Below are 21,865 nucleotides of genomic sequence, written 5' to 3'. Positions count from 1 at the left end.
TCTTCAAGGCTTAAAAAATCATGCCTCAGCAGGTGCTTCAGGCGGCGTAGTAGGCTGTTCCCCCTCCTGCCCTGTCACCTCCAGCAGCTCTTCATTCTCAATCTTGGTAATGGATGAAATCTCATCCCCATTACGTAAACTGATCAGTCGAACACCCTGCGTATTTCGTCCCATTACCCGTAGATCGGCTACGGCAAAACGAATCGCAATTCCTGAGCGGTTAATGATCATTAAATCGTCATTATCAGTCACTTGTTTAATAGCCACCAGCTTACCGGTTTTATCGGTTACTTTCAGCGTAGTAACGCCTTTGGCACCCCGGTTCGTCAGGCGATAATCTTCAATGTCGGAACGTTTTCCGTAGCCCTGTTCCGATACAACGAGTAACTGAGCCGTCGCGGGATCCACCACACAAACCATTCCAATCACTTTTTCATCATCTGCCAATTCGACACCCTTGACACCCGTGGCAGTCCGGCCCATCGGACGAACTTTACCTTCGTTAAAACGAACCGCACGACCTGCATCTACGGCAATGATAATTTCGTTGTTACCATTCGTCAGAGCTACGTCCAGCAGGCGATCACCTTCATTGATATTTACGGCAATGATCCCATTCTGACGCGGACGCGAGTAAGCTTCCAGCGAAGTTTTCTTCACCGTTCCCTGTTCCGTACACATCACAATGAAGTTATTGTTTACGTAATCAGGGTCCGTCAGCGTCTTCACGTTAATCACGGCACGAATGTGATCACCGGATTCGATGTTCAGCAAGTTTTGAATCGGACGACCTTTTGCCGTCTTATTTCCTTCAGGAACGTTGAATACCCGTAACCAGAAGCATTTACCCGTATCCGTAAAGAACAACAGGTAATTGTGCATAGTGGCCGTAAAGAGGTGTTCGGTGAAATCGTCATCTTTCGTTTTCACTCCTCTCGCTCCTACGCCGCCGCGGCTTTGGGTGCGGTATTCAGCCAATGGCGTCCGTTTGATGTATCCTTGTGAAGAAACGGTAATCAGCATTTCTTCATCGGCAATCATATCTTCAATTGATAACTCGTCGTCCGCGTGAGAAATCTGCGTCCGCCGATCGTCACCGTAACGGGCTTTTAATTCCGCTAAATCATCCTTAATGATTTGATACTGACGTTCGGTACGAGCCAGGATATCTTCCAGATCAGCAATGAGTTTCATTAACTCATTGTATTCTTCCATGATTTTATCCCGCTCCAGACCCGTCAGACGTTGCAGACGCATTTCCAGAATCGCTTTCGCCTGAGCTTCACTCAGAATCAGTTCGGAACCTTCTTCGTTTTTGAAGGTATCGACGATCTGTAACGAACGATTCGGGTTTTCCAGAAACTTCTTGCGTTGATCTGGCGTCATGAACGAACCATTCATCAAACCAGCCTTCGCCACTTCCGGGTCTCGTGAGCCACGAATCAGAGCTATCACGGCATCGAGGTGATCCAGAGCGACCAGCAAGCCTTCCAGAATGTGAGCCCGTTTGCGGGCTTCGCGTAAGTCATACCGCGTCCGACGCACAATTACATCCAGACGGTGCTCAACGTAATAGCGAATCATGTCCTTCAGATTCAGCGTCATCGGGCGACCTTTAACCAGGGCCACGTTGTTTACGCTGAATGCCGTTTGAAGGGGCGTATGTTTATACAGGTTATTCAGGACCACATTAGGAACGGCATCGCGTTTGAGTTCGATAACCAAACGAATACCTTCCCGGTTGGAGCTTTCATCCCGAATAGCGGAGATGCCTTCGAGTTTCTTGTCTTCAACCAGTTCAGCAATTTTTTCCTGAAGTGTCGCCTTATTCACCTGATAAGGCATGTCGGTAATAACGATCTGGTCCTTACCCGTTTTAGTCTGCTCGAATGTAGCATTCGCCCGTACCACTACGCGACCACGACCCGTTTCAAAGGCATTCTTGATACCCGTCAAACCGTAGATCGTCCCGCCCGTGGGGAAATCAGGACCTTTGATATGCTGCATTAACTCAGGAATCGTAATGTCCGCATTATCCAGATACGCGGCAATACCATCCACTACCTCCGTCAGGTTATGAGGAGCCATGTTGGTGGCCATACCCACCGCAATACCCGCCGAACCGTTCAGCAACAAGTTGGGTAATTTTGCGGGCATAACCGTTGGCTCCTTCAGCGAATCATCGAAGTTGTTCTGAAAGTCAACGGTTTCTTTACCTAAATCGGCCAGTAATTCTTCAGCAATACGCTTCAGACGAGCCTCCGTGTAACGCATGGCTGCGGGAGAATCGCCGTCAATCGAACCAAAGTTACCCTGACCGTCCACTAAGGGGTAACGCAGGGACCAGTCCTGGGCCATACGTACCATGGTATCATAAACGGAAGAATCACCGTGGGGGTGATACTTACCTAACACTTCTCCAACGATACGGGCTGACTTCTTATATCCGCGGTTGTAGTTAACGCCCAACTCGTCCATTCCAAACAAAACCCGACGGTGAACGGGCTTCAGACCGTCACGCACATCAGGCAAGGCACGCGATACGATAACCGACATCGAATAGTCGATGTAGGCTCCACGCATTTCGTCCTCAATGTTAATGGGAATGATATTTCCAGAGTTACTATTGTCTTCGGGCAGATGGTCTTCTGTAGTTTCAGCCATTTTAAATCAATTGCAGAATTTCCCGATTTACGAGGGAATCATTATTATTAGAAGTACCAAAAATACTGATTTTTTACCGTTTTTTCAAAGATTTTCCCAAGAAAAGGACACCTAACTTTGCCAACGGATTATTGGATTTTGCGGTTACTCCCTACGAACGGAACAGAAAAGCACTCATACTCAGTCAGCCAGAAATTCATTCGGCTTTTGACGTGAATAGGAGTGCTTTAACGGGGCTTTAGACCTTACCCGTACGGCTTTATACTTTTTCCCAGGGTAATAGCTTTTTGAATTTTTTCCTGGTCTTCGGATCTTCGTTATCCCGGTAGAGCGATTTTTCTTCGGCCTCTCCCCTACGATTTTTCATTTTCCAGGCAAACCCATGCGTAGGACTGGAAAAGATAGAGCTTCCCCGATAAATTCTTCCTTCGTGACGATGTTCCATTTTGACGTGACAGCTTTTCATGGGACACTTCGGAGCCCAGCAAGAACTCATCAGTACGGTAAGAATCAGGCTAAAAGCCAGCGTAAGTATTGATTTCATAAAGTAAACAGACTGTTTTATGGAAACGATCATTCGGACTTTATCAGTGCATGAACGATTATTTATCAATGAATTGGTTATTGATTCCCTGTTGCATGACTTGCCAGGCTACTTTTGAGCCCAGCTTATACGCCCATTGAAAACGTTTATTCCTATGGCTCACTCCCACGCTCACGATCATTCCCATGCTCCTGCCGAAGTAAATCGTGCTTTTGTCATTGGCATCATTCTCAATACCACCTTTGTTATCGTTGAAGCCGCCGCTGGTTTTTATACCGATTCGCTGGCCTTACTCACCGACGCCGGACATAACCTAAGTGATGTAGCCAGCTTATTGCTGGCCATGCTTGCGTTTCGTCTCGCCAAATCCAAACCGACCGAACGTTTTACCTATGGCTATCAGAAAAGCACCGTTCTGGTTTCTCTGGCCAATGCTGTGTTATTACTCGTAGTCATGGGTGGCATTGGGTATGAGGCCTTCAACCGATTATGGTCCGCTCACGTTGTGGCAGGAAATACCATAGCCTTGGTCGCTGGTATCGGTATTGGAATTAACGCATTTACAGCGTTATTATTCTTTCGACAGAAAGAGCACGATCTTAATGTCAAAGGGGCTTATCTCCACCTGCTGGCCGATGCCTTGGTATCCGCAGCGGTAGTGGCAGCAGGCATCGCTATGCCGCTAACGGGCTGGTACTGGCTTGATCCTGTTCTCGGGATCATCGTCGCCCTGGTGGTGGTCTGGAGTACCTGGTCTTTGCTTCGGGATAGTCTAATTCTGTCGCTCGACGGCGTTCCGGCCACTTTATCTACGCAATCCATCAAAGAGCAGATTCTTCAATACCCTTCCGTCCTTGACGTGCATCACATTCACATTTGGGCGATGAGTACCACAGAAAACGCATTAACCGCCCATTTGGTTATTCCTTCGCATTTGAGTTCTGCCGAAATCTTTAAGCTAAAGCACGAGATCCGCCATACCCTCGAACACCTCTCCATACAGCATGCCACCCTGGAAACGGAAACGCCAGACGACCCCTGCCTGGATACACACCATCATTAATACAGCAAAAAGTCGATGGCAAATCTGAAGCAAGTGCCCTTGCCCGGACTGCTTTCCACCTGTATTTGGCTTTTGTATTGCAACAGAATCAAGCGTACAATGGATAAGCCCAGGCCCGAACCCTGGTACAGTCGGCTGGTTTCAGGGGTGGCCTGGGTAAATTCTTCGAAAAGATGGTCCAGAAACTCGGGGGGCATACCAATGCCGGTATCTGCTACTTCAAACTGAGTCGTTACCCATTTTTCCGTAATCTGCGTAGCAAAAACACGTAAGGATACCTGACCTTTCTCCGTGAATTTTATGGCATTTGAAATTAGGTTGTTCAGTACCTGCACCAGTCGTCCCGGATCTCCGTAGATGGTTTGAGGAATACTGCCGTCCACCTTCAGATTCAACTCAATGGCTTTACCCCGGGCTGAAGGCTGATAGGCATCAATCACCCGATGCACCACTTTCTTTAAATCGAAAGGAATTTTTTCCAGCACGACTTTTCCGGCTTCCAGTTTACTATAAGCCAAAATATCGTCGAGTAGCGTATGAAGCGTCTGAGATGAAAACTGTAGAATATCGACCAGTTCTTTCGATTCTTCATTCAAATCTTCCATCAATAACAGATCACAGGCACCAATGATGGGATTCAAAGAGTTTCGGATTTCGTGACTCATGGTCGATAAAAAACGGGCTTTGTCTTCCCTGGCCAACTCCGCCTGGCTTTTGGCCAGTTGCAGGCTTTTATTAAGTTCGGCCAACTCATTTCTGGCTTTGATATTTTCCAGACTGGATCGTCGAAGTTCGAACAGCCATACCACCTGAGCCGCCAGATCCTGTAGAGCTTCCACTTGAAACTGGCTCAATTGTTTGGGTCTCTGATCGAACACACATAAGGTTCCGATGGCCTGACCTCTGGGGGAAACCAGCGGCACGCCGGCGTAGAACCGCACGTGAGGGTCTCCCGTAACAAAAGGGCTATTTGAAAAGCGGACATCCAATACCGAATCTTCCACAATCAACGGGTGCGAAGGTTCCTGTATGGTATAATTACAGAATGCTATTTCTCTGGGAATTTCGTCGATATCAACGCCTATTTTAGACTTTAACCATTGCCGATTTTGATCAATTAAGGTCACTAAACTGATAGGCGTATCGCAAATAGCAGAAGCCAGTCGGGTAATGGCATCATAAGCAATCTCGGGTGGAGTGTCTAAAATCTGATACTCATTTAAATCCTTCAAACGCGATTGTTCACTCAAAATCATAGCTTTATAACGTATTTCAACGAGCGTAAATACTTATTTAATTAAATACTCATTTACTGAATAACTGCAATCGTTATACTCCATTACTTATTTACGTAAATAGGTATTTAATGAAAAGCCACCCCTATTTAAACATTTAAGTAATTACTCATGCAAGTAAACTAAATCTATAGTTCCCGGTTTGGTTTAAACCGCTCAATAACTCTGCTACTTTTCTATACTGAGCTACCTCCACACTTGAGCCTGAAAAGTTCTGGTTATCGCATGAACGCTGGAGCATTTGAAAAATACGATCCAGCTCTTTTCTTCAAACCTAATTTATTTTTATAGGGTTTAACTCACATGGTTGTTTTGGGGAGTTCATTTACCAAAACCTCCTGTTAACTGATTCGGGCTAGTAACCTTTTTCTCCTTTCAGAAACTTGATAGCGGTGTGAAGGCCGATTTCTCATTACGGCACACCTATCAAACAAAACGCCTAAAGATAATCAGATTTTAACACTACGTGATTCTTAAAAAAATCGATCACCATGAACGAAGTGCTACAAAATTATAAACGTATAGTATAAATAGTTATCTAAATAGTGATATAAAATAAATCTTTAAAAATAATCTTTTCGCTGATTTGCATCTTCTCTAATATTTATGAACTTTTGGTAAGATCTTTTTATAGTCCCCAGCATCCTATTTTATCCACTTCGGTGATGATAAGATAAATAAAACCTTGTTCTTTAGCACCGGTCTCCGTGTTTACAAATGAAGAAACTTTTTTATGAAACTTTCCGCCAGAAAGGTTGCCTCGGTGTTGCTTGTCACCGCCGTTTCACATTATACGTTTGCCCAAAATGACACACGTACATTTTTTAATCATTCCGTCGCCTTGACGGTAGAACGTAGCATCAAGAGCGGCTACAAAGTCAACCAGGATTATAGTTACGTAGTTACTACACATCAGGTAGAACTCGAAAGGGCGGTCACACGTAATTCAGACGAGCAGGTTTCTTTGCATTTTCTGGTCATCCCTCAATACAATACAACTGATTTTCACGACTGGAAGTTCAAGGAAAACCGTTCGAGCTGGGAAGCAGGAATTAACGCCGGACTTAAGATTTGCGTATACCCTGGTAAGGACCATCAACGCGTGTTTTTATTTGCTTCCATCAGTAGCGGACCCCATTACATTGATCGGGCCCCTGTTCGACAAAACAATGGCTTTATCTTTAATAATAACTTTCGTTTCGGCTTTCACTTCCCCATTGCAGGGGCCTTAGGAATGGAAATAAAAGCCGGACTAAGGCATATGTCTAACTTAGGCCTTTTCCCACCCAACCACGGCCTGGATAATGTGATGATAGGCGGTAACCTCAACTATGCCTTCTAGAGAAGAATGGATTACGATCTTATGTCCTTTCCTGGGGAGTTATGCAAAAATGCCCCAAACAAAAAAGCACTTAACTAGGTAGTTAAGTGCTTTTAAGAGCCCCCTATCGGGATCGAACCAATGACCTACTGATTACAAGTCAGTTGCTCTACCAGCTGAGCTAAGGAGGCTTATGTTGCTTGCGGGTGTTTCATTTCCCTCAAACGTTCCGCAAAACTAGTATTTTTACGACCCTTTGTCAAGACCGTCTTTTATTTTTTTGAAGATATTTTCTAATAATCTGGTTATCAAAACGGATTTTAACAAAAATACCCATCTGAGTAAGATGGGTATTTTTGTTACTAATGAAAGTCAATCTTCTATTAATCTTCGGCTTCCCGAACGACACGCAGCTGATGTTGCAGTTGTTCCAGATCTTTACGAGAACGTTCGATCCGTTTTTCGAAGTCAAGACGGATTTTCTCCGCGTTTTTAGAATTCGCGAAGAATGCCAGGTTGTTTTCCATTTGAGCAATTTCGTCTTCCAGCGTGCGAATCTTGCGACGAATGTCGTTTTCCTTTCCACGCAGATCTACCTGACCGCCACGACCGCGTTCCTGCTTCACTAATTCTACCTCGCTTTCCAGCACTAATTGCTCTTTTTCGTGAGCACTTAGTTTACCCATCGCTGCTACGTAGCTATTGATAGCCTTGATGTAGCGTTGCTGAATGGGCTGAATTTCTTTGCGTGGCACAAATCCGATGGCTGCCCACTGGGTTTTGAATGCGTTCAGTCGATCCACATCGGTATCTCCCGACTTCGCCTCCTGTTCAATCTGATCGCAAAGGGCTTTTTTCTGAGCCAGGTTTGCTTCAAATTCTTTCTCGATACCGGCGTTTTTATCTCGCTTGCGTTCAAAGAAGGCATCACAGGCTTTCTTGAAACGATCAAAGATCTTATCCCGCATTTTCTCGGGAACGTGACCAATGGATTTCCAGCGGCGTTGCAGTTCGATAACCGTTTGCGTGGTCTCTGCCGAGTCCTGTCCGCTTTCCAGCAAAGCCTCCACCTGTTCGCAAAGGGCCGTTTTCTGACGGAGATTCTCATCCCGCTTGGCTTCCAGCTGACGGAAGAATTCACCTTTGTTACGGAAGAACGTTTTAATGTCTCCCCAGAACTTCTGGCTCATTTCCCGACCTTTATCACGAGGCATGGGACCTTTTACCGCATTCCATTGATCCTGAATCGCCAGGATAGCCTTCGTTTTATCGTTCCACTCATTAATGGAATTCGACTGGAAGGTCGTGAATGTGGCTACCAGTGAAGCAATGTCTTCTTTTAATTTATAGATTTCCTCCGACTGCGTTTTCAAAGCTTCGTTTTGTTCCCGCTTTTTGCTGTAAAGCGTGTCCAGGGTAGCTTTGAATCTCCGCCAGAGTTCTTCGTTTACTTCTTTGGGAGCTGGGCCAATGTGTTTGAATTCTTCAAACAACTCGTTGGCATCATCAAGCATTTTTCCGCTCACTTCTTCTCCAGCCTGAACCGCCGCCGCAGTTTTCTCCACTCGCTCGATCAGTTCAATTTTAGCCTGCATATTCCGCTTGCGATCCAGCTCTTTCAATTCGAAATAAATATTCCGATTGTTGAAATAACGGTCTACCAGAGCGTGATACGTCTGCCAAAGCGTGTTGTTATGAGCCGAAGATACATTGCCTGCTGATTTCCAGTCAGTCTGAATTTGCTTGAACGTATCCCAGCTTTTCTCGCCAGCTCCGCTTTTTTCTTCGTTTTCTACGAGCTCACGAAGTTTATTCAGCAATTCCGTCTTTTTCGTGAAGTTATCTTCACGGGCTTTCTCCGCCTGTTGGAAATGACGAACGCGTTCCCCGCGAATCTGACCGTATAACTGGTCGAATTTTTGAGTCAGTGCATCGGCTTTGTACGCAAACCCTTCTTCATCGCCACCTTCCTCAATAAAACGTTGCAGAGCTTCCTGACGTTCACCCGCTTTGATATGCTCGAAAACGGGCTTGGTTTCTTTCAGAATTGCGTCGGTAGCTTTCAGATCGGCAGTTCCTTCTTTTACAGCAATGAGCGTGGTCTCCAGTAACGTTACCAGATCCTGTTTCGACCATTGCGTATAATCAGTGTGCGTGTGGTCACTGGCCTCGACTTCATCCGCCGACGAATCAACCACTGATTCATCAGATTCGGAAGTGGGCAGTGAAGGATCCGCCACTTCAGGTGCAGCCTCAGCGACTACTTCTGGCGTGGATTCCCATTCGGTCGTCACCGATGGTTGTGCCGGTGCTACCTCTTCCGACACGGGAGTTCCCTCAGCAGAAGTCTCTGCTGAGTCAGCCGGTGTCGTTGGTTGATCTTCAGTGCCAGCGTGTGATGTCGTTTCCTGTGTAGGCAGCCCTTGCGGTGCGTTCTGTCCTGCTGTCGAATCCGTCGATTGCTCTTCAGGGGTCAGTTGGTTGTCGTCAATCATTTTGAAATCCTTTACCCATTGAATTGGAATGGCAAAAATAGAATAAATTCGGCACGCACTGTACCACTTCGTAGATTCCGCTGCAATTGAATCCCTTTTTTAGATGAAATTTAGAAAAACATGCTCGTAATCACGACTTAGTCCTTTCTTTTGTCCATGTTAAATTTGTATGAAAGCCATGCCATCATCACCTATGCTTGATTTATCCGCTCTCCGGGAAAACTATACCAAAGGCAATCTGGATGTCTCTTCGGTCTTGTCGAACCCCATAGATCAGTTTCGCATCTGGTTTCAGGAAGCAACCGCTTCTCAAGTGCCCGAACCCAACGCCATGCACCTGGCAACGGTCTCGGCCTCAGGCCAGCCTTCCGGTCGTATTGTGTTATTAAAAACCGTGGACGAACAGGGATTTGTGTGGTATACGAACTACGAAAGCAAAAAAGGCCATGAGTTAGCCGACCATCCACAGGCAGCCCTGACATTTTTCTGGGTGGAACTGGAACGCCAGGTTAGAATTGAAGGAAAAGTGGAAAAAGTTACCGAGGAAGACTCGGACGCCTACTTCGCCGTCAGACCCAGAAGCAGCCAGATTGGAGCTTGGTCATCCCCCCAAAGTCAGGTTATTACGAACCGTGAAACGCTGGAAGAAAACGAAAAGCGTTTTCAGGAGCAATTCTTGAATCAGCCTGTCCCCCGACCCGCTCACTGGGGTGGGTATCGACTCATTCCTCAACGCATGGAGTTCTGGCAGGGCCGCCCTTCCCGTTTACACGATCGGCTGTTGTACACATTTACGGATAACCAATGGCAAATTGAGCGATTAGCTCCTTAATAATTTGAGAAGAGCTGAAGGTTTCAGGGGTGATTTATAGATAGTCAATCAAGCCTGAAACCTTCTATTTAAAGGATTCGTAAATCTGAATCATTTGTCGGGCGGTTCGCTCCCAGGTAAAATCCTGAGCAATCTGTTTCGCTTCTTCCACTAATCGGCTACTCCGGGCCTGATCCGTATAAAGCGTAAGAATCGATTCTGCTAATAGAGATACATCCGTTGGCTCAATACACGTGACGGACTGCCCGGCAATTTCGTGCATAACGGGTAAGTCAGAGGTGATTACGGGTACGCCCACGGCCATGGCTTCCAGCAGCGGATTTATAAAACTTTCCCGGGTAGAAGGATAAATAAAAACCTTTGCTCCCAGATATAGTCCGGGTAAATCGCTCTGCTTCAACGTTTCCAGAATACGAATACGGTTCCGCAATTCAGATTTATGTATGTGAGCCAGGCTATTTTCTACAAAAGCATTTGAAACGTTGGTAATCACCAGGCATAGTTGATCCGCTCGCTCTGCTACTCTGGCGAAAGCCTCAATTACCCGCTGGGTATTTTTTCGGGCCTCGGAGCTTCCGAAATGCAATACGTACTGATCTGGCAGGGAATAACGCTTCTGTACCGCAACCTGATTCGCTTCATGGGCCTGATGATACGCCTCGCTTACACCGTTATACACTACCTGCACCCGATTTGCCTGCACTTTCGGAAAACGATTCAGAATTCGCTGTTTTTCTTCCTCGGAAACGGTAATCACTAACTCTGCTTGATCGACCACCCGGGGAACAATCCAGCGACGGTATCGATTACTCAATTGCTGATACCGCGTTTCCGCTTTTGTCCGGTCGTGCGTATCCATGAAGTTAATGTGGTGCAGATTTAGCACCAGAGGCACCTCACGGCGTACCGGGGCCGTATTAGCCGTACTGTGCAAGACGTGAATTTTAAAGCGACGCATGTACCGGGGTAACTGCACCTGTTCCCAGTGAAGGTAATTATAACCCGGAATTTCGATGACGTGAAAATTGGAGGCTTCCTGCATACTGCTCCGATCTTCGCCGGGACGGGCAAAAATAAAGTATTCATTTCGCTGATCGAGCTTTTGCAAGGCTTGGATCAGGTTAATGGCTACGTAATCAGAGCTGTGTCTTTGGGGATCAAAAATGCGTTGAGCTTCAATTCCAATTTTCATAGATTCGTTACTGAATCGTCAGTAACCTCATTAAATGCTTCCGGCTGAATGATCTTCAAAACTAATGATTCTTAACAGGAATTAATTATTATTTTTGTATGTTAGTACATATAATGTATTAACATCATAATTCAATAGTGTGAAATCAGAAGATCATCCTTCGTTTATCATCTATTAACATGGATTTACAGGCACTAAAAAAAATAACAGATACCTACAAACAGACGCACGAAATGCCCGTCCTGTTTGTGGGACATGGTTCGCCCATGAACGGCATTGAAGATAACACCTTCAGCCAATCCTGGCGGGAACTGGGTAAACAGTTACCTCAACCCGTTGCGGTGCTGGTCGTGTCGGCTCACTGGCTTACGCGGGGTACCCACGTAACCGCCATGGATCACCCCAAGACCATCCACGATTTTCGCGGTTTTCCTCGGGAGTTGCATGAAGTTGAATATCCCGTTCCAGGAAGTTTGTCCGTTGCGTTAGAAACCAGACAGCTTATTACCAGTACCGACGTTGGTTTAGATCACGACTGGGGGCTGGATCACGGTTCCTGGACGGTGGTTCGCCATATGTATCCCGAAGCGAATATTCCGGTTTTACAGTTGAGCATTGACTATAATAAACCCGCATCCTATCATTATGCCTTAGCCAAAGAACTGGCGGCTCTTCGTAAAAAGGGGGTATTAATTATGGGAAGTGGCAACATGGTTCATAACCTGCGGATGATTGCCTGGGAACACATGCATAAACCCGAATATGGGTATGACTGGACACTGTCCATGAACGAGGCGTTCAAGAAAAACATTCTGGAGCACACACACCAGAACCTCATTCATTACGAGAAGCTGGGACCAGCGGCTTCCCTCGCCATTCCAACGCCCGATCATTATTACCCGCTGCTGTATACCCTGGGTTTACAAAGCGAGAAAGATCAGGTACAGTTTTTCAATGATAAGGCCGTAGGTGGCTCTTTAACCATGACTTCGGTTGTATTTTCAAGATAAGTAAATACGCAAAACAGTAGTTACGTATTCTAGTAATTACTGTTTTACGTATTTACTCAAATAAAAAGTCCTCATTTTCAGAATCATAGAAAATGAGGACTTTTTATTTACAGTAATGCGAAGAGATCTTTCGTTCCAATTTGTCGATAATTGGTGAATCCTTCTCCGAATTCAGCACCGATCTGATGGCCCGCTTCCCGCCAGCGTGATACCAGAAAATCGAAGAACTCTTTACTGGAAATATACGAGGCCGGTTCGGTGTTCTTGGGGTCGTAGAACTGACTGCGATAGGCTTTCACACTTTCGAGTTTTTTCTCCCAAAACTCTGAAATGTCAACAACCACATCGGGCTTGATGTAACGATCCTGGATGTAATGAAACACCTGTTTGGGTCGCCAGGGTAACTGCGGGGTGCCATCTGGCTCGAAGGTTTCGATGCGACGGAGGCCACTCAAGAAGTTAGCCGATTCCGCCAGAGCAGCCCCTTTTCCGTGGTCCGGGTGACGATCATCAATGGCATTGGCAATTAATAAATCCGGCTGGTAACGACGAATCACTTCTACGACCTTCAACTGATGGGCTTCATCGTTTACAAAAAAGCCATCCCGGAAGCCCAGGTTTTCGCGAGCCGAGAGACCCAGAATTTCGGCAGCGTTGGCAGCTTCCTGAAGACGTAACTCCGGCGTTCCTCTGGTTCCTAATTCTCCACGGGTAAAATCTACAATTCCTACTTTCTTCCCCTGAGCAACTGCGGCAGCCATGGTACCTCCGCAGGACATCTCCGCGTCATCGGGATGAGCAGCCAGAACCAGTATGTCTAATTTCATTAGCGTATGCGTAATTTTTGTCCAATTTGTAATCGGCTTGTGCGTAATCCATTTAACTCTTTAATCCGGCCAATGGATATACCCGAACGACGTGATATTTCATCCAGAGTATCCCCTTTCCGTACGGTATACCAATCGGTTTCCCGGTATTCTACTTCTTCTTCCGCTTCGTCAGCATCTCCTTCCGGCTCGTTCTTGGTTTCTTCAAACTTACGCCCGGTCACGTAAGCAAATACTTTAGGCGTGAGGATGTACTGGCTAAAGCGTATCACATTCTCAGGAAAGGCAAAAATCTCCAGTGGGTTAAAGGGATGACCTTCGTACCGCAACTCGAAATGAAGGTGTGGCCCACTACTTCGACCCGTGCTTCCACCTAACCCAATCAGTTCGCCCGCTTTTACCTGCTGTTTGGGCTTCACCAATTGTTTGGATAAATGCCCATAAACCGTTTCCAGCCCATTGTAATGCCGGACGACGATGTAACGACCAAATCCCCGGCCTTCGAAGCTTACCACCCGAACCTGGCCATCAAAAGCGGCCCGAACCTGATCGCCTGTATTTAGATTCAAATCCACGCCTTTGTGCCAGCGAATTTTCCGCCAGCCGAAAATCGACGTAGGTTGTCCCTTCTCAAGCGGTGCCGACCAATACTGCTGACGAGTGGTGTCATAGAGTTGAATGTTAATTGACTCGTCAAAGTTCCGTATGTCGTAGCCATAGGGATTTACATGGTGCTCGTCCCACACTCTAAAGTGCTCACTTACTTTTGCCCAGGTGTCAGAATTATAAGGACGAATTTCCTGAAAAGTTTCTACAATAAACTGATCCGTTTCCAGCTGAGACGCATGCATGGTATCAACTGCACTGCGTACGAACGGATTAGGTAACTTCAACGGCTCAAATTGCTCGTAGGACCGTAAGAGTAATACGGGATCTTCTTCCAGCGTCGATTTTTTCGTTACCGGCTTGGGAGGAATCTTACTTTTGATGGTGGGGGTATTCTTAAAAACACCCCGTTCCTGAGCCTGGACGGGCGTTGTAGCGAGGTAAGTGGCTAGAAAGAAAACGGCGGTACATAAATAGTGGGAATAAGACATGAATACCAGGTAACAAATAAGGAGGCAGGCCGTGCCTGTCTCTTACTAATAATTGAGCCAATAAGAACGGATTTACGAAGGCTGGGTTTAATGAGGAAGCAAATAAAACGAGTAACCACCGCAGACGATGCAGCCTGCGGTGGTTAGCGATACTCATTTCTTATTTTACCCGGAGTTTTTTACCAATACTCAGGTTACTGTTACGCAACCCATTCAGACGTTTCAGTTGGGTAATGGTGATGCCGGAACGGTGAGCGATTTCGGATAAGGTGTCTCCTTTCCGAACGCGATACCATCGAATCTGACGGTGTTGTTTCGATTTCTCCCCCGTGTTATATTCATACTGAACGCGGTTACTTCCGCCGCCCCGCAGGTGGTCCCACACCTTGGAAGTGAGCAGGTAATGATCGGATTTGATTACGTTTTCGGGGAATTTATAAATCTCCAGCGGATTAAAGGGATTACCCTCGTAGCGTACTTCGTAGTGCAAGTGCGGTCCCGTACTCCGGCCCGTGCTTCCTCCCAAACCAATTTTTTCCCCAGCCTTAACGAACTGCCCTGATTGAACCAATTGAGCTGATAAGTGACCATATAACGTTTCTAAACCGTTATAATGTCGGATAACGACATAACGACCGTACCCGCCTCCATCAAAACTGACTACCCTAACCTGCCCATCAAAAGCAGCAAACACATCCTCTCCGGTATCCAGATCAAGATCAGCTCCCGTATGCCAGCGGCCCCAACGACGGCCAAACTGGGAGGTTAACACGCCTTTTTGGAGCGGTGCCGACCAGAGTTGGCTTTTGGCCTCATCATATAGGAGTAGATCGATAGGTTCGTCGAAATCCAGTGGATTGATGTTATAGGGATCAATGGTATTGGGATCCCAGATGGAGAAGTAGCGGTGGGTTGTTACCCAAACCCCGGAAGAATCATCATAGACCTGATCTTCGGTTTCCGTCGGAATTTTCTCCGTTTTATCGTCTACCCGCGTGGTGTCCATATTACTGGTCACGGGGTTTACGGCTTTCTTGGGTTCAAACTGTTCCGAAAAGCGAAGACTCGGCGTAGCTTCCTGCTGAAGCTCAAACTCATTCACTTTTTTCTTATCTGTCGACTTAGGCTTAATACTGGGGGCCTTTTTAAACAGACCTTTTTCCTGTTGAGCAAAGCTTTCCGTGGTGGCGAACACGCAGATGCTACAGAAAAAAAGAGCGGTTACTAATTTCATCATGTGTTTCAGTACACCTAAAAAGTATCCATTCAGACGTATTGAATGGATCGATATGTCTATCCCAAAAAGAAGCGGAGCTTTCAGGAGGGTTTGGCTCCGAAAGCCCCGCTTCTATTCCGTTAGAGTACGGTAAGGGAGTTATGTTCAATTAATTTTCCAAAATTTCTGGAGTAATGACCACTGGAGCTTCCATTTCAGCCAGCCAGCGTTCAGCGTCCAGAGCAGCCATACATCCCGTACCTGCTGCCGTGATCGCCTGACGGTATACATTATCCTGAGCATCACCACAGGCAAATACGCCTGCTACATTCGTTCTGCTACTACCGGGAACGGTTTTAATGTATCCTGTAGTATCCATGGTGATATAATCCTTGAAAATATCGGTGTTAGGCTTGTGTCCAATCGCTACGAAGAAGCCCGTTACGCATAAATCCTGCGTTTCTCCCGTAATTACGTTTTTCACCCGAGCCCCTGTTAATCCCGTTTCATCACCTAATAACTCTTCCGTTTCGGTGTTCCACAGGATTTCGAGGTTAGGTAATGATTTTACGCGGGTCTGCATGATCTGCGAAGCACGTAACTCATCCCGACGCACCAGCAGGTATACCTTCTTGCATAATTTGGCGAGATAGCTTGCCTCTTCAGCAGCGGTATCACCCCCTCCGACAACCACTACTTCCTGACCCCGATAGAAGAACCCATCACAAACAGCACAGGCCGAAACGCCGCGACCATTGTAGATATCTTCACCGGCTAAGCCCAGCCATTTGGCAGACGCTCCCGTAGAGATGATGATGGCATCGGCACAGATTTCGTGCGTTTCATCAATCCATACTTTCTTGGAGGTTGGGTCCGAGAAATCAACTTTGGTAGCTAAGCCGTAACGGATTTCCGTGCCGAAACGACGAGCCTGTTTCTCCAGATCCTGCATCATTTCAGGACCCGTTACTCCTTCGGGGTAACCAGGAAAGTTATCGACTTCCGTAGTAGTAGTCAACTGACCACCGGGTTGAGGACCTGTATATAAAACGGGATTAAGTCCCGCACGTGAGGCGTAGATAGCGGCTGTGTACCCCGCAGGGCCTGAGCCGATAATTAGGCAATGGATATGTTCTGCTGACATAAAAAATGGGAAATGATACTTCCTTTGCAACAACGTTGCTAACACAAAAATTGCCAATTCATGCCGGAAAGGCAAGATTTTTTTGAGACTTACTGAAAAACAGAGTGTAGCATTGGGAGTTTTGCGTTTGGGATTTAGAGTTTTGTCAGAAATCTCCCCTACTTAAATGCCTTTATCTGAGTATCGGCCCTAAACTACATCTCGGAATAATTCCCTAGTTATTGACAGCCCGAGGAAAATTTTGAACCAGTATTAACTCAAAACACTAAACTCTCAACTCCCAACGCTAAAGTATTTTCACCTCAATCCGCCGATTGAGTGCCCGGCTTTCTTCGTCGGTGTTGGAGACTACGGGTTGCGTTTCTCCGTAGCCCACGGCTTTGATGCGGTGGGCGGAGATCCCCTGACTGGTCAGGTAATCCGTTACAGAACGGGCCCGTTTCAGGGATAACTCTTTGTTATTTTTGTCTTCTCCTACGTCATCGGTATGGCCTGAGATTTCGATAGAGACGGACGGATTTTCGTTCAGCAGTTTTACGAGCTTCTCCAGCTCTGCCTGTGACTTTTCCTTGATTTCCCATTTACCCGAATCGAAAAAGACATTTTTGAGGATTTCGTGCTGATCTTTTCGGATGGCTTCCAGAGCGATATCCAACACTTTATCGGCACTAGCTCCCGAAAAATCAAAGGAAAGACTCTTATACAAGTACCCCGGACGATTCACAAAGACGGCGTATTCGTTTCCTGAGGTTAAAACCACGGCATATTCCCCCGTGCGGTTATCGCTGCGGAGAACGGCTTCTTTTTCTTTGGTTTTCAGATTTATCACTTCCAGAGCCGCTACCAAAGGTTTCTTGGTAGTCGCATCGACGATGGTTCCCTTGAGCACATGAGCCCGCTTGAAACGGGAGGCCAACGTTTCAGGAACATCCAGCTCCCATAAACGCGACTGCCGATGATCCGTCTCGATGCGATCCTCCTGCGAATAATAGCCCTTCCGACCATCGGCTGTGATGTAAAGAGCCACCTGATCTTCATGATTGTTCAGCGGATACCCCAGATTTTCGGGTTTTGAAAAAGTTTTTCCGTCAAATTCGGTTAACCAGAGATCAAATCCCCCCAGGCCCGTGTATCCATCGGAAGCAAAAAACAGCGATGTACCATTGGCATGCAGGAAGGGAGACACTTCATCTTCGGTGGTATTAATAGCCGGCCCGGCATTAACCGAAGGCATCCAGCGACCGAGTGAATCCTTTTTACTCATCCAGATATCTCGCTTGCCTAGGCCCCCGGGACGATCGGAAACGAAGAAGATGACCCGTCCATCGGGCGATAAGGTAGGTTGAGACTCCCAGGCAGCGGAGTTAATCTGCGGCCCCAGGTTTTCGGGTTCCGTCCATTGATCGCCATTTCGATAGGTAATGTATAAATCACAATTCCCATATCCCCGACGCAGGCGACTCTGGCAAACGGTAAAGACTAGCGTCCGGCCATCCGCTGAAATGCTGGAAGTTCCTTCGTTTTCATCGGTATTAATCATCCCGGAAACCGCCCTGGGCTTCGTCCAGCCGAGTTCTTCGGTATACGAAGAAATGTAGAGATTTTCATCCCCATTGGGTTGTTCAATTCCGGTAAAGAAAAGGTGTTGCCGATCGGCAGTTAAGACTGGGAAATACTGAGAATCAAAAGCATTAATAACGTCGGGGAGCTTTTTGACCTGTACGGTAAGCGGGTGTTTGACTGCCTCCTGAGAGAAGCGGCAGACATCCAGCATTCGCTGAGCACGCTTCAGACTTATTTTCAGAATCGGACTCGGCTTGGTAATGGATTTCTGAACCTCCAGGTATTTCTCCAGCAATGGAGCTGCCTGAGCGTAGTTCCCGGTTTTCAGGTAATAAGCCCCTAGCCATAAAAAGGCAGGCTGCACTTCCGGCGAGTCGGGCTTGAGCGTAACGGCTTTCTGGTAATACTTCGCCGATTCTTCCAGATTCCGGTCATATTCGAAAAGCTGAGCCAGTCTGAAATAAGCCTCGCCATAATTTTCGTCCCGCTCGACGGCCTTCTGAAATTCCTTGCGAGCCGCCCCCATATCCCGATTAGCCAAGGCCTTTTGCCCTTTCTCGTAAGCATCCCGGGCTCTTTTGTCCTGAGCAAATGAAGTTTGGTACCCCAGCGTGAACAGGGCCAGCACTGCGGCTGCTTTGAAACATCTTCGGGCCTGCATGGGCTCCGTAAAAAAATTCCGAACTAAGGTACCTTTTTCAAACATACGGCTTAGGGTATATTCATGTATTTATGCGTTTGTAACGAAACCCGCCACTTCGGATTGTCTTTTACGTACGCAATGATTTGGGGAAGCATCATTTCGTGCCTGCTCCATTCCGGCTGTAACAGAAGCTGACAGTCAGTCTGTAACTTCGCTGCGTGTTCTTCCGCAAACTCAAAATCGGACTTATTATAGATAATTACCTTCAATTCATTCGCTTTCGAATAAATGTCTGGATGCGGCTCCTTGAATTTCTTGGGTGAAAAACAAACCCAGTCCCAACTTCCCGACACCGCATATACACCGGAGGTTTCAATATTGGTCTGAAAACCGACTTGCTGTAAGGCCGCTGTCAAATCCGTTAAATCGTGCATTAAGGGCTCTCCACCCGTAATTACTGCCAATCGTCCTGGATGCTGAAGGGCTCCTTTCACTATGGCTTCAATCGTAAATTGAGGATGCAGGCTGGCATCCCAGCTTTCCTTCACATCACACCAGTGGCAGCCTACCTCACAGCCACCCAGGCGGATGAAGTAAGCGGCTTTTCCGTTATGATATCCCTCGCCCTGAAGCGTATAAAAGGATTCCATCACAGGTAATTGAACAGGCTGGGGAGCAATAAGCACTTCTGACATATCTCGTTATAATCTTTTCACAAAGATAATTCAACGGCAATTGCATCCGGTAAAGTTCCAGAGCTTTAGCTGGCACTTTGTTGTTTTTTGCGTTGCCAGAATAACACATACGAGCTTAAAAATACCAGTAACCCGCCCGCTAATGTAAACAGCGTTCGCTCCACGCCAACCTGAAACGTGTTCGTCGATTGTCGGCCAATCAGCAGAATAATATAAATCGTCAGGAAAATACAGGCTATTGGATAATTATGCTTGACAATCAGCAGAAAGGTAAACATACAGAGGATGAGTAAAGGCATCCCTAGTAGCGGATCCGGGTGAAGGGCCAATAGGAAGCTCCCGATGATGCTCCCGATAAAGGTGCCCAGCACTCTCCCGCCTACTCGCTTGAGCGTATCCAGATGGTTATCCTGTAACACGATTACTACCGTTAAGGGAATCCAGTACGCGTGCAGTGAATGCGTATAATTCACAATCCAGACACTTAATATCAACAGAAACATCAGCCGAAAGGTGTAACGCCAGAGATCAGGCTTTACTGAAGAAATGAGCGTCAGATCGACCGGGTTGGCCCGAGGGCGTTTCCGGGCCCGGCGACTTTTCAGTCGCATGACGGGAGACTTTTTATCAAAAGCCTGGGGGTATACAAACCAGAGAAACGCTTGCAGGCCGATGCCCAGAATTCCACTGAATAAGACCGCCAGTAATGCTTTTTCATCCGCCTTCGTCGCCAGGGTTACGAAATACAAGGCCGATGCGGGGGCATTGATACTCCTCCAGTCCTCTGGAAAGAAATGTCTCCAGTACGTCAAAGCTACGGATAATAAGAGCACGCCGAAGACGACATTGATGGTATGAAAAGAGCTAAAAATTCCCCAGGCCGTCGTCCCGATCAGGATGAGCAAAACGTAAGCCAGCATTTGCAGACGCTCCCTGTACGAACCCTTAGCCCGGACGCTCATGAGGCATTGCATCACCATTACCATGAATCCGGCGAAGGGCCCAAAGTAAGAAATCTGAGCTAATACCAGCCCTACAAATACCCCAAGTGTGGGTAAGGCAGCTCCTTCCAAATCGCTTCGGGTAAAGTTTTTCAATAACTTAATTTGAGGTCTATGTAGTAAATTCATTCTTTCCATATCCGGTTAATACACTAACAATCAGACACTATTAAATACTCAATTACTTAAATGATCTTTATAGTAAATCAGTATTTGATTATTTCAGTAATTACTCATCACCTATTTTTATTGAAAACCGATAACTTGTCGAGTCTAATTTTTTTTCCTTCTTTTCATGCGTAAATTCTTATTCCCAGTCTTTTTTCTGGCGAGCCTGATTTGTTCGGCTCAGAAACAGGTGTATCTGTTTTCTTACTTCACAGATAACGGTCAGGACGGTTTACATTATGCCTCCAGTACCGATGGTCTTCACTGGTCGGCCCTGCGTCAGGGAGCTTCTTACCTGAGCCCTGAAGTAGGCAAAGACAAGCTCATGCGGGACCCTTGTATCATTCGGGGAGCTGATGGTCAATTCCACATGGTCTGGACGTCCGGCTGGCACGATCAGATTATTGGCTATAGCTCTTCCAAAGATTTAAAAAACTGGTCACCTCAACAAGCTATTTCGGTCATGGAGCATGAACCCACCGCTAAGAACAGTTGGGCCCCCGAAGTCTTCTACGACGATCAGCAAAAGCAGTACCTCATCTTCTGGGCTACAACCATTCCGGGAAGACATGCGGACATAGCCGATTCTGAACACGAAAAAGGACTAAACCACCGCATCTATTACGTCACGACCAAAGACTTCAAAAAATTCAGCAAGACGAAGCTATTCTTTAATCCCAGCTTCAGTGCCATTGACGCAAGCTTGCTGAAAAAAGGAAAATGGTATTACATGTTCGTGAAAAACGAGAATCCGAAACCAGCGGAAAAAAACATACGGATTACCAAGTCAAGGAAAGCGGAAGGGCCTTATCCCGTTGAGGTTTCGGCTCCGATTACGGGTAAGTACTGGGCAGAAGGCCCTACGGCGGTAGAAATTGGCGATTACGTCTATGTGTATTTCGACAAATACATCGACCATACCTACGGTGCCCTCCGTTCGAAGGACATGGAACACTGGGAAGATGTATCTGACCAGGTAGAATTTCCCAAAGGCATTCGTCACGGAACAGTCTTGACGATTACTGAAGCTGAATTTAATGCGATCAAGTAATTGAAGATTGCCTAAAGTCACTACTTGCCTGCCTCTTTTTGCTA

The 21,865-nt window shown here is 46.6% G+C and carries 17 protein-coding genes and 1 tRNA gene; 5 read left to right on the top strand and 13 right to left on the bottom strand.

Features of this window, described 5'->3' with window-relative positions:
- Positions 1-18: 18 nt before the first annotated feature.
- Together gyrA and BWI96_RS00395 are read right to left on the bottom strand one after the other, a co-directional pair.
- On the bottom strand, positions 19-2,664 hold the full coding sequence (gene gyrA / locus BWI96_RS00400; RefSeq protein WP_106634743.1) for a DNA gyrase subunit A: 2,646 nt from the start codon (positions 2,662-2,664) through the stop codon (positions 19-21).
- Between the two features lie 259 nt (positions 2,665-2,923).
- Positions 2,924-3,208, bottom strand: coding sequence for a hypothetical protein (locus BWI96_RS00395; RefSeq protein WP_106634742.1), 285 nt, complete (start codon positions 3,206-3,208; stop codon positions 2,924-2,926).
- Between the two features lie 154 nt (positions 3,209-3,362).
- On the opposite strand from BWI96_RS00395, the gene BWI96_RS00390 reads away from it, so the two are divergent.
- On the top strand, positions 3,363-4,271 hold the full coding sequence (locus BWI96_RS00390; RefSeq protein ID WP_106634741.1) for a cation diffusion facilitator family transporter: 909 nt from the start codon (positions 3,363-3,365) through the stop codon (positions 4,269-4,271).
- Here the strand turns inward: BWI96_RS00390 and BWI96_RS00385 are convergent.
- On the bottom strand, positions 4,268-5,527 hold the full coding sequence (locus BWI96_RS00385; RefSeq protein WP_106634740.1) for a GAF domain-containing sensor histidine kinase: 1,260 nt from the start codon (positions 5,525-5,527) through the stop codon (positions 4,268-4,270). The genes BWI96_RS00390 and BWI96_RS00385 overlap by 4 nt on opposite strands.
- 772 nt (positions 5,528-6,299) lie before the next feature.
- Here BWI96_RS00385 and BWI96_RS00380 point away from each other — a divergent pair.
- Positions 6,300-6,908 carry an acyloxyacyl hydrolase gene (locus tag BWI96_RS00380; protein WP_106634739.1) on the top strand — a complete coding sequence of 203 codons (609 nt, stop codon included), beginning with the start codon at positions 6,300-6,302 and terminating at the stop codon, positions 6,906-6,908.
- A gap of 97 nt (positions 6,909-7,005) precedes the next feature.
- On the opposite strand, the gene BWI96_RS00375 is transcribed toward BWI96_RS00380, so the two are convergent.
- Both BWI96_RS00375 and BWI96_RS00370 read right to left on the bottom strand, forming a co-directional pair.
- Positions 7,006-7,078, bottom strand: a tRNA-Thr gene (locus BWI96_RS00375).
- A 192-nt stretch (positions 7,079-7,270) separates the two neighbouring features.
- Positions 7,271-9,382, bottom strand: a complete 2,112-nt coding sequence (locus tag BWI96_RS00370; RefSeq protein ID WP_106634738.1) for a DUF349 domain-containing protein — start codon at positions 9,380-9,382, stop codon at positions 7,271-7,273.
- A 178-nt stretch (positions 9,383-9,560) separates the two neighbouring features.
- On the opposite strand from BWI96_RS00370, the gene pdxH reads away from it, so the two are divergent.
- Entirely contained in the window at positions 9,561-10,214 is a 654-nt protein-coding gene (gene pdxH / locus BWI96_RS00365) for a pyridoxamine 5'-phosphate oxidase (protein ID WP_198555100.1), read from the top strand.
- Between the two features lie 64 nt (positions 10,215-10,278).
- On the opposite strand, the gene BWI96_RS00360 is transcribed toward pdxH, so the two are convergent.
- Positions 10,279-11,406: a glycosyltransferase family 1 protein gene (locus BWI96_RS00360; RefSeq protein ID WP_106634736.1), complete on the bottom strand. Its 1,128-nt coding sequence runs from the start codon at positions 11,404-11,406 to the stop codon at positions 10,279-10,281.
- A 179-nt stretch (positions 11,407-11,585) separates the two neighbouring features.
- On the opposite strand from BWI96_RS00360, the gene ygiD reads away from it, so the two are divergent.
- Entirely contained in the window at positions 11,586-12,416 is an 831-nt protein-coding gene (ygiD, locus tag BWI96_RS00355) for a 4,5-DOPA dioxygenase extradiol (protein ID WP_106634735.1), read from the top strand.
- Between the two features lie 107 nt (positions 12,417-12,523).
- On the opposite strand, the gene bshB1 is transcribed toward ygiD, so the two are convergent.
- The 7 genes from bshB1 to BWI96_RS00320 form a co-directional block, all read right to left on the bottom strand.
- Entirely contained in the window at positions 12,524-13,243 is a 720-nt protein-coding gene (gene bshB1, locus BWI96_RS00350) for a bacillithiol biosynthesis deacetylase BshB1 (RefSeq protein ID WP_106634734.1), read from the bottom strand.
- On the bottom strand, positions 13,243-14,340 hold the full coding sequence (locus BWI96_RS00345) for a peptidoglycan DD-metalloendopeptidase family protein (RefSeq protein WP_106634733.1): 1,098 nt from the start codon (positions 14,338-14,340) through the stop codon (positions 13,243-13,245). The genes bshB1 and BWI96_RS00345 overlap by 1 nt, the downstream gene beginning before the upstream one ends.
- A gap of 160 nt (positions 14,341-14,500) precedes the next feature.
- A complete protein-coding gene (locus BWI96_RS00340) occupies positions 14,501-15,577 on the bottom strand; it encodes a peptidoglycan DD-metalloendopeptidase family protein (protein WP_106634732.1) in 1,077 nt (358 codons plus the stop codon).
- Positions 15,578-15,725: 148 nt separating this feature from the next.
- Positions 15,726-16,700 carry a thioredoxin-disulfide reductase gene (trxB, locus tag BWI96_RS00335; RefSeq protein ID WP_106634731.1) on the bottom strand — a complete coding sequence of 325 codons (975 nt, stop codon included), beginning with the start codon at positions 16,698-16,700 and terminating at the stop codon, positions 15,726-15,728.
- Between the two features lie 286 nt (positions 16,701-16,986).
- Positions 16,987-18,969, bottom strand: coding sequence for an OmpA family protein (locus BWI96_RS00330; protein WP_106634730.1), 1,983 nt, complete (start codon positions 18,967-18,969; stop codon positions 16,987-16,989).
- A 5-nt stretch (positions 18,970-18,974) separates the two neighbouring features.
- On the bottom strand, positions 18,975-19,601 hold the full coding sequence (locus BWI96_RS00325; protein ID WP_232793521.1) for a 7-carboxy-7-deazaguanine synthase QueE: 627 nt from the start codon (positions 19,599-19,601) through the stop codon (positions 18,975-18,977).
- 65 nt (positions 19,602-19,666) lie between these two features.
- The gene (locus BWI96_RS00320) at positions 19,667-20,731 is read right to left on the bottom strand and encodes an FUSC family protein (protein ID WP_157830158.1); all 1,065 of its coding nucleotides are present in this window, start codon (positions 20,729-20,731) and stop codon (positions 19,667-19,669) included.
- Between the two features lie 166 nt (positions 20,732-20,897).
- Here BWI96_RS00320 and BWI96_RS00315 point away from each other — a divergent pair, with 166 nt between their 5' ends.
- On the top strand, positions 20,898-21,821 hold the full coding sequence (locus BWI96_RS00315; RefSeq protein WP_106634728.1) for a glycoside hydrolase family 43 protein: 924 nt from the start codon (positions 20,898-20,900) through the stop codon (positions 21,819-21,821).
- Positions 21,822-21,865: the final 44 nt, after the last annotated feature.

The sequence above is a fragment of the Siphonobacter sp. SORGH_AS_0500 genome (assembly GCF_002838835.1).
Lineage (GTDB): Bacteria > Bacteroidota > Bacteroidia > Cytophagales > Spirosomataceae > Siphonobacter.
Note: the sequence above shows the minus strand (reverse complement) of the source record. Positions and strands in the feature narration are given on the sequence as shown.

What these genes read in the sequence shown, in the direction of transcription:
- ygiD (WP_106634735.1), top strand. Translation starts at nt 11,586, where the DNA reads ATGGATTTACAGGCACTAAAAAAAATAACAGATACCTACAAACAGACG.
- trxB (WP_106634731.1), bottom strand. Translation starts at nt 16,700, where the DNA reads ATGTCAGCAGAACATATCCATTGCCTAATTATCGGCTCAGGCCCTGCG.
- BWI96_RS00370 (WP_106634738.1), bottom strand. Translation starts at nt 9,382, where the DNA reads ATGATTGACGACAACCAACTGACCCCTGAAGAGCAATCGACGGATTCG.
- BWI96_RS00345 (WP_106634733.1), bottom strand. Translation starts at nt 14,340, where the DNA reads ATGTCTTATTCCCACTATTTATGTACCGCCGTTTTCTTTCTAGCCACT.
- BWI96_RS00385 (WP_106634740.1), bottom strand. Translation starts at nt 5,527, where the DNA reads ATGATTTTGAGTGAACAATCGCGTTTGAAGGATTTAAATGAGTATCAG.
- BWI96_RS00380 (WP_106634739.1), top strand. Translation starts at nt 6,300, where the DNA reads ATGAAACTTTCCGCCAGAAAGGTTGCCTCGGTGTTGCTTGTCACCGCC.
- BWI96_RS00315 (WP_106634728.1), top strand. Translation starts at nt 20,898, where the DNA reads ATGCGTAAATTCTTATTCCCAGTCTTTTTTCTGGCGAGCCTGATTTGT.
- BWI96_RS00325 (WP_232793521.1), bottom strand. Translation starts at nt 19,601, where the DNA reads ATGTCAGAAGTGCTTATTGCTCCCCAGCCTGTTCAATTACCTGTGATG.
- BWI96_RS00360 (WP_106634736.1), bottom strand. Translation starts at nt 11,406, where the DNA reads ATGAAAATTGGAATTGAAGCTCAACGCATTTTTGATCCCCAAAGACAC.
- BWI96_RS00320 (WP_157830158.1), bottom strand. Translation starts at nt 20,731, where the DNA reads ATGAATTTACTACATAGACCTCAAATTAAGTTATTGAAAAACTTTACC.
- BWI96_RS00390 (WP_106634741.1), top strand. Translation starts at nt 3,363, where the DNA reads ATGGCTCACTCCCACGCTCACGATCATTCCCATGCTCCTGCCGAAGTA.
- BWI96_RS00340 (WP_106634732.1), bottom strand. Translation starts at nt 15,577, where the DNA reads ATGATGAAATTAGTAACCGCTCTTTTTTTCTGTAGCATCTGCGTGTTC.
- gyrA (WP_106634743.1), bottom strand. Translation starts at nt 2,664, where the DNA reads ATGGCTGAAACTACAGAAGACCATCTGCCCGAAGACAATAGTAACTCT.
- pdxH (WP_198555100.1), top strand. Translation starts at nt 9,561, where the DNA reads ATGCCATCATCACCTATGCTTGATTTATCCGCTCTCCGGGAAAACTAT.
- BWI96_RS00330 (WP_106634730.1), bottom strand. Translation starts at nt 18,969, where the DNA reads ATGTTTGAAAAAGGTACCTTAGTTCGGAATTTTTTTACGGAGCCCATG.
- bshB1 (WP_106634734.1), bottom strand. Translation starts at nt 13,243, where the DNA reads ATGAAATTAGACATACTGGTTCTGGCTGCTCATCCCGATGACGCGGAG.
- BWI96_RS00395 (WP_106634742.1), bottom strand. Translation starts at nt 3,208, where the DNA reads ATGAAATCAATACTTACGCTGGCTTTTAGCCTGATTCTTACCGTACTG.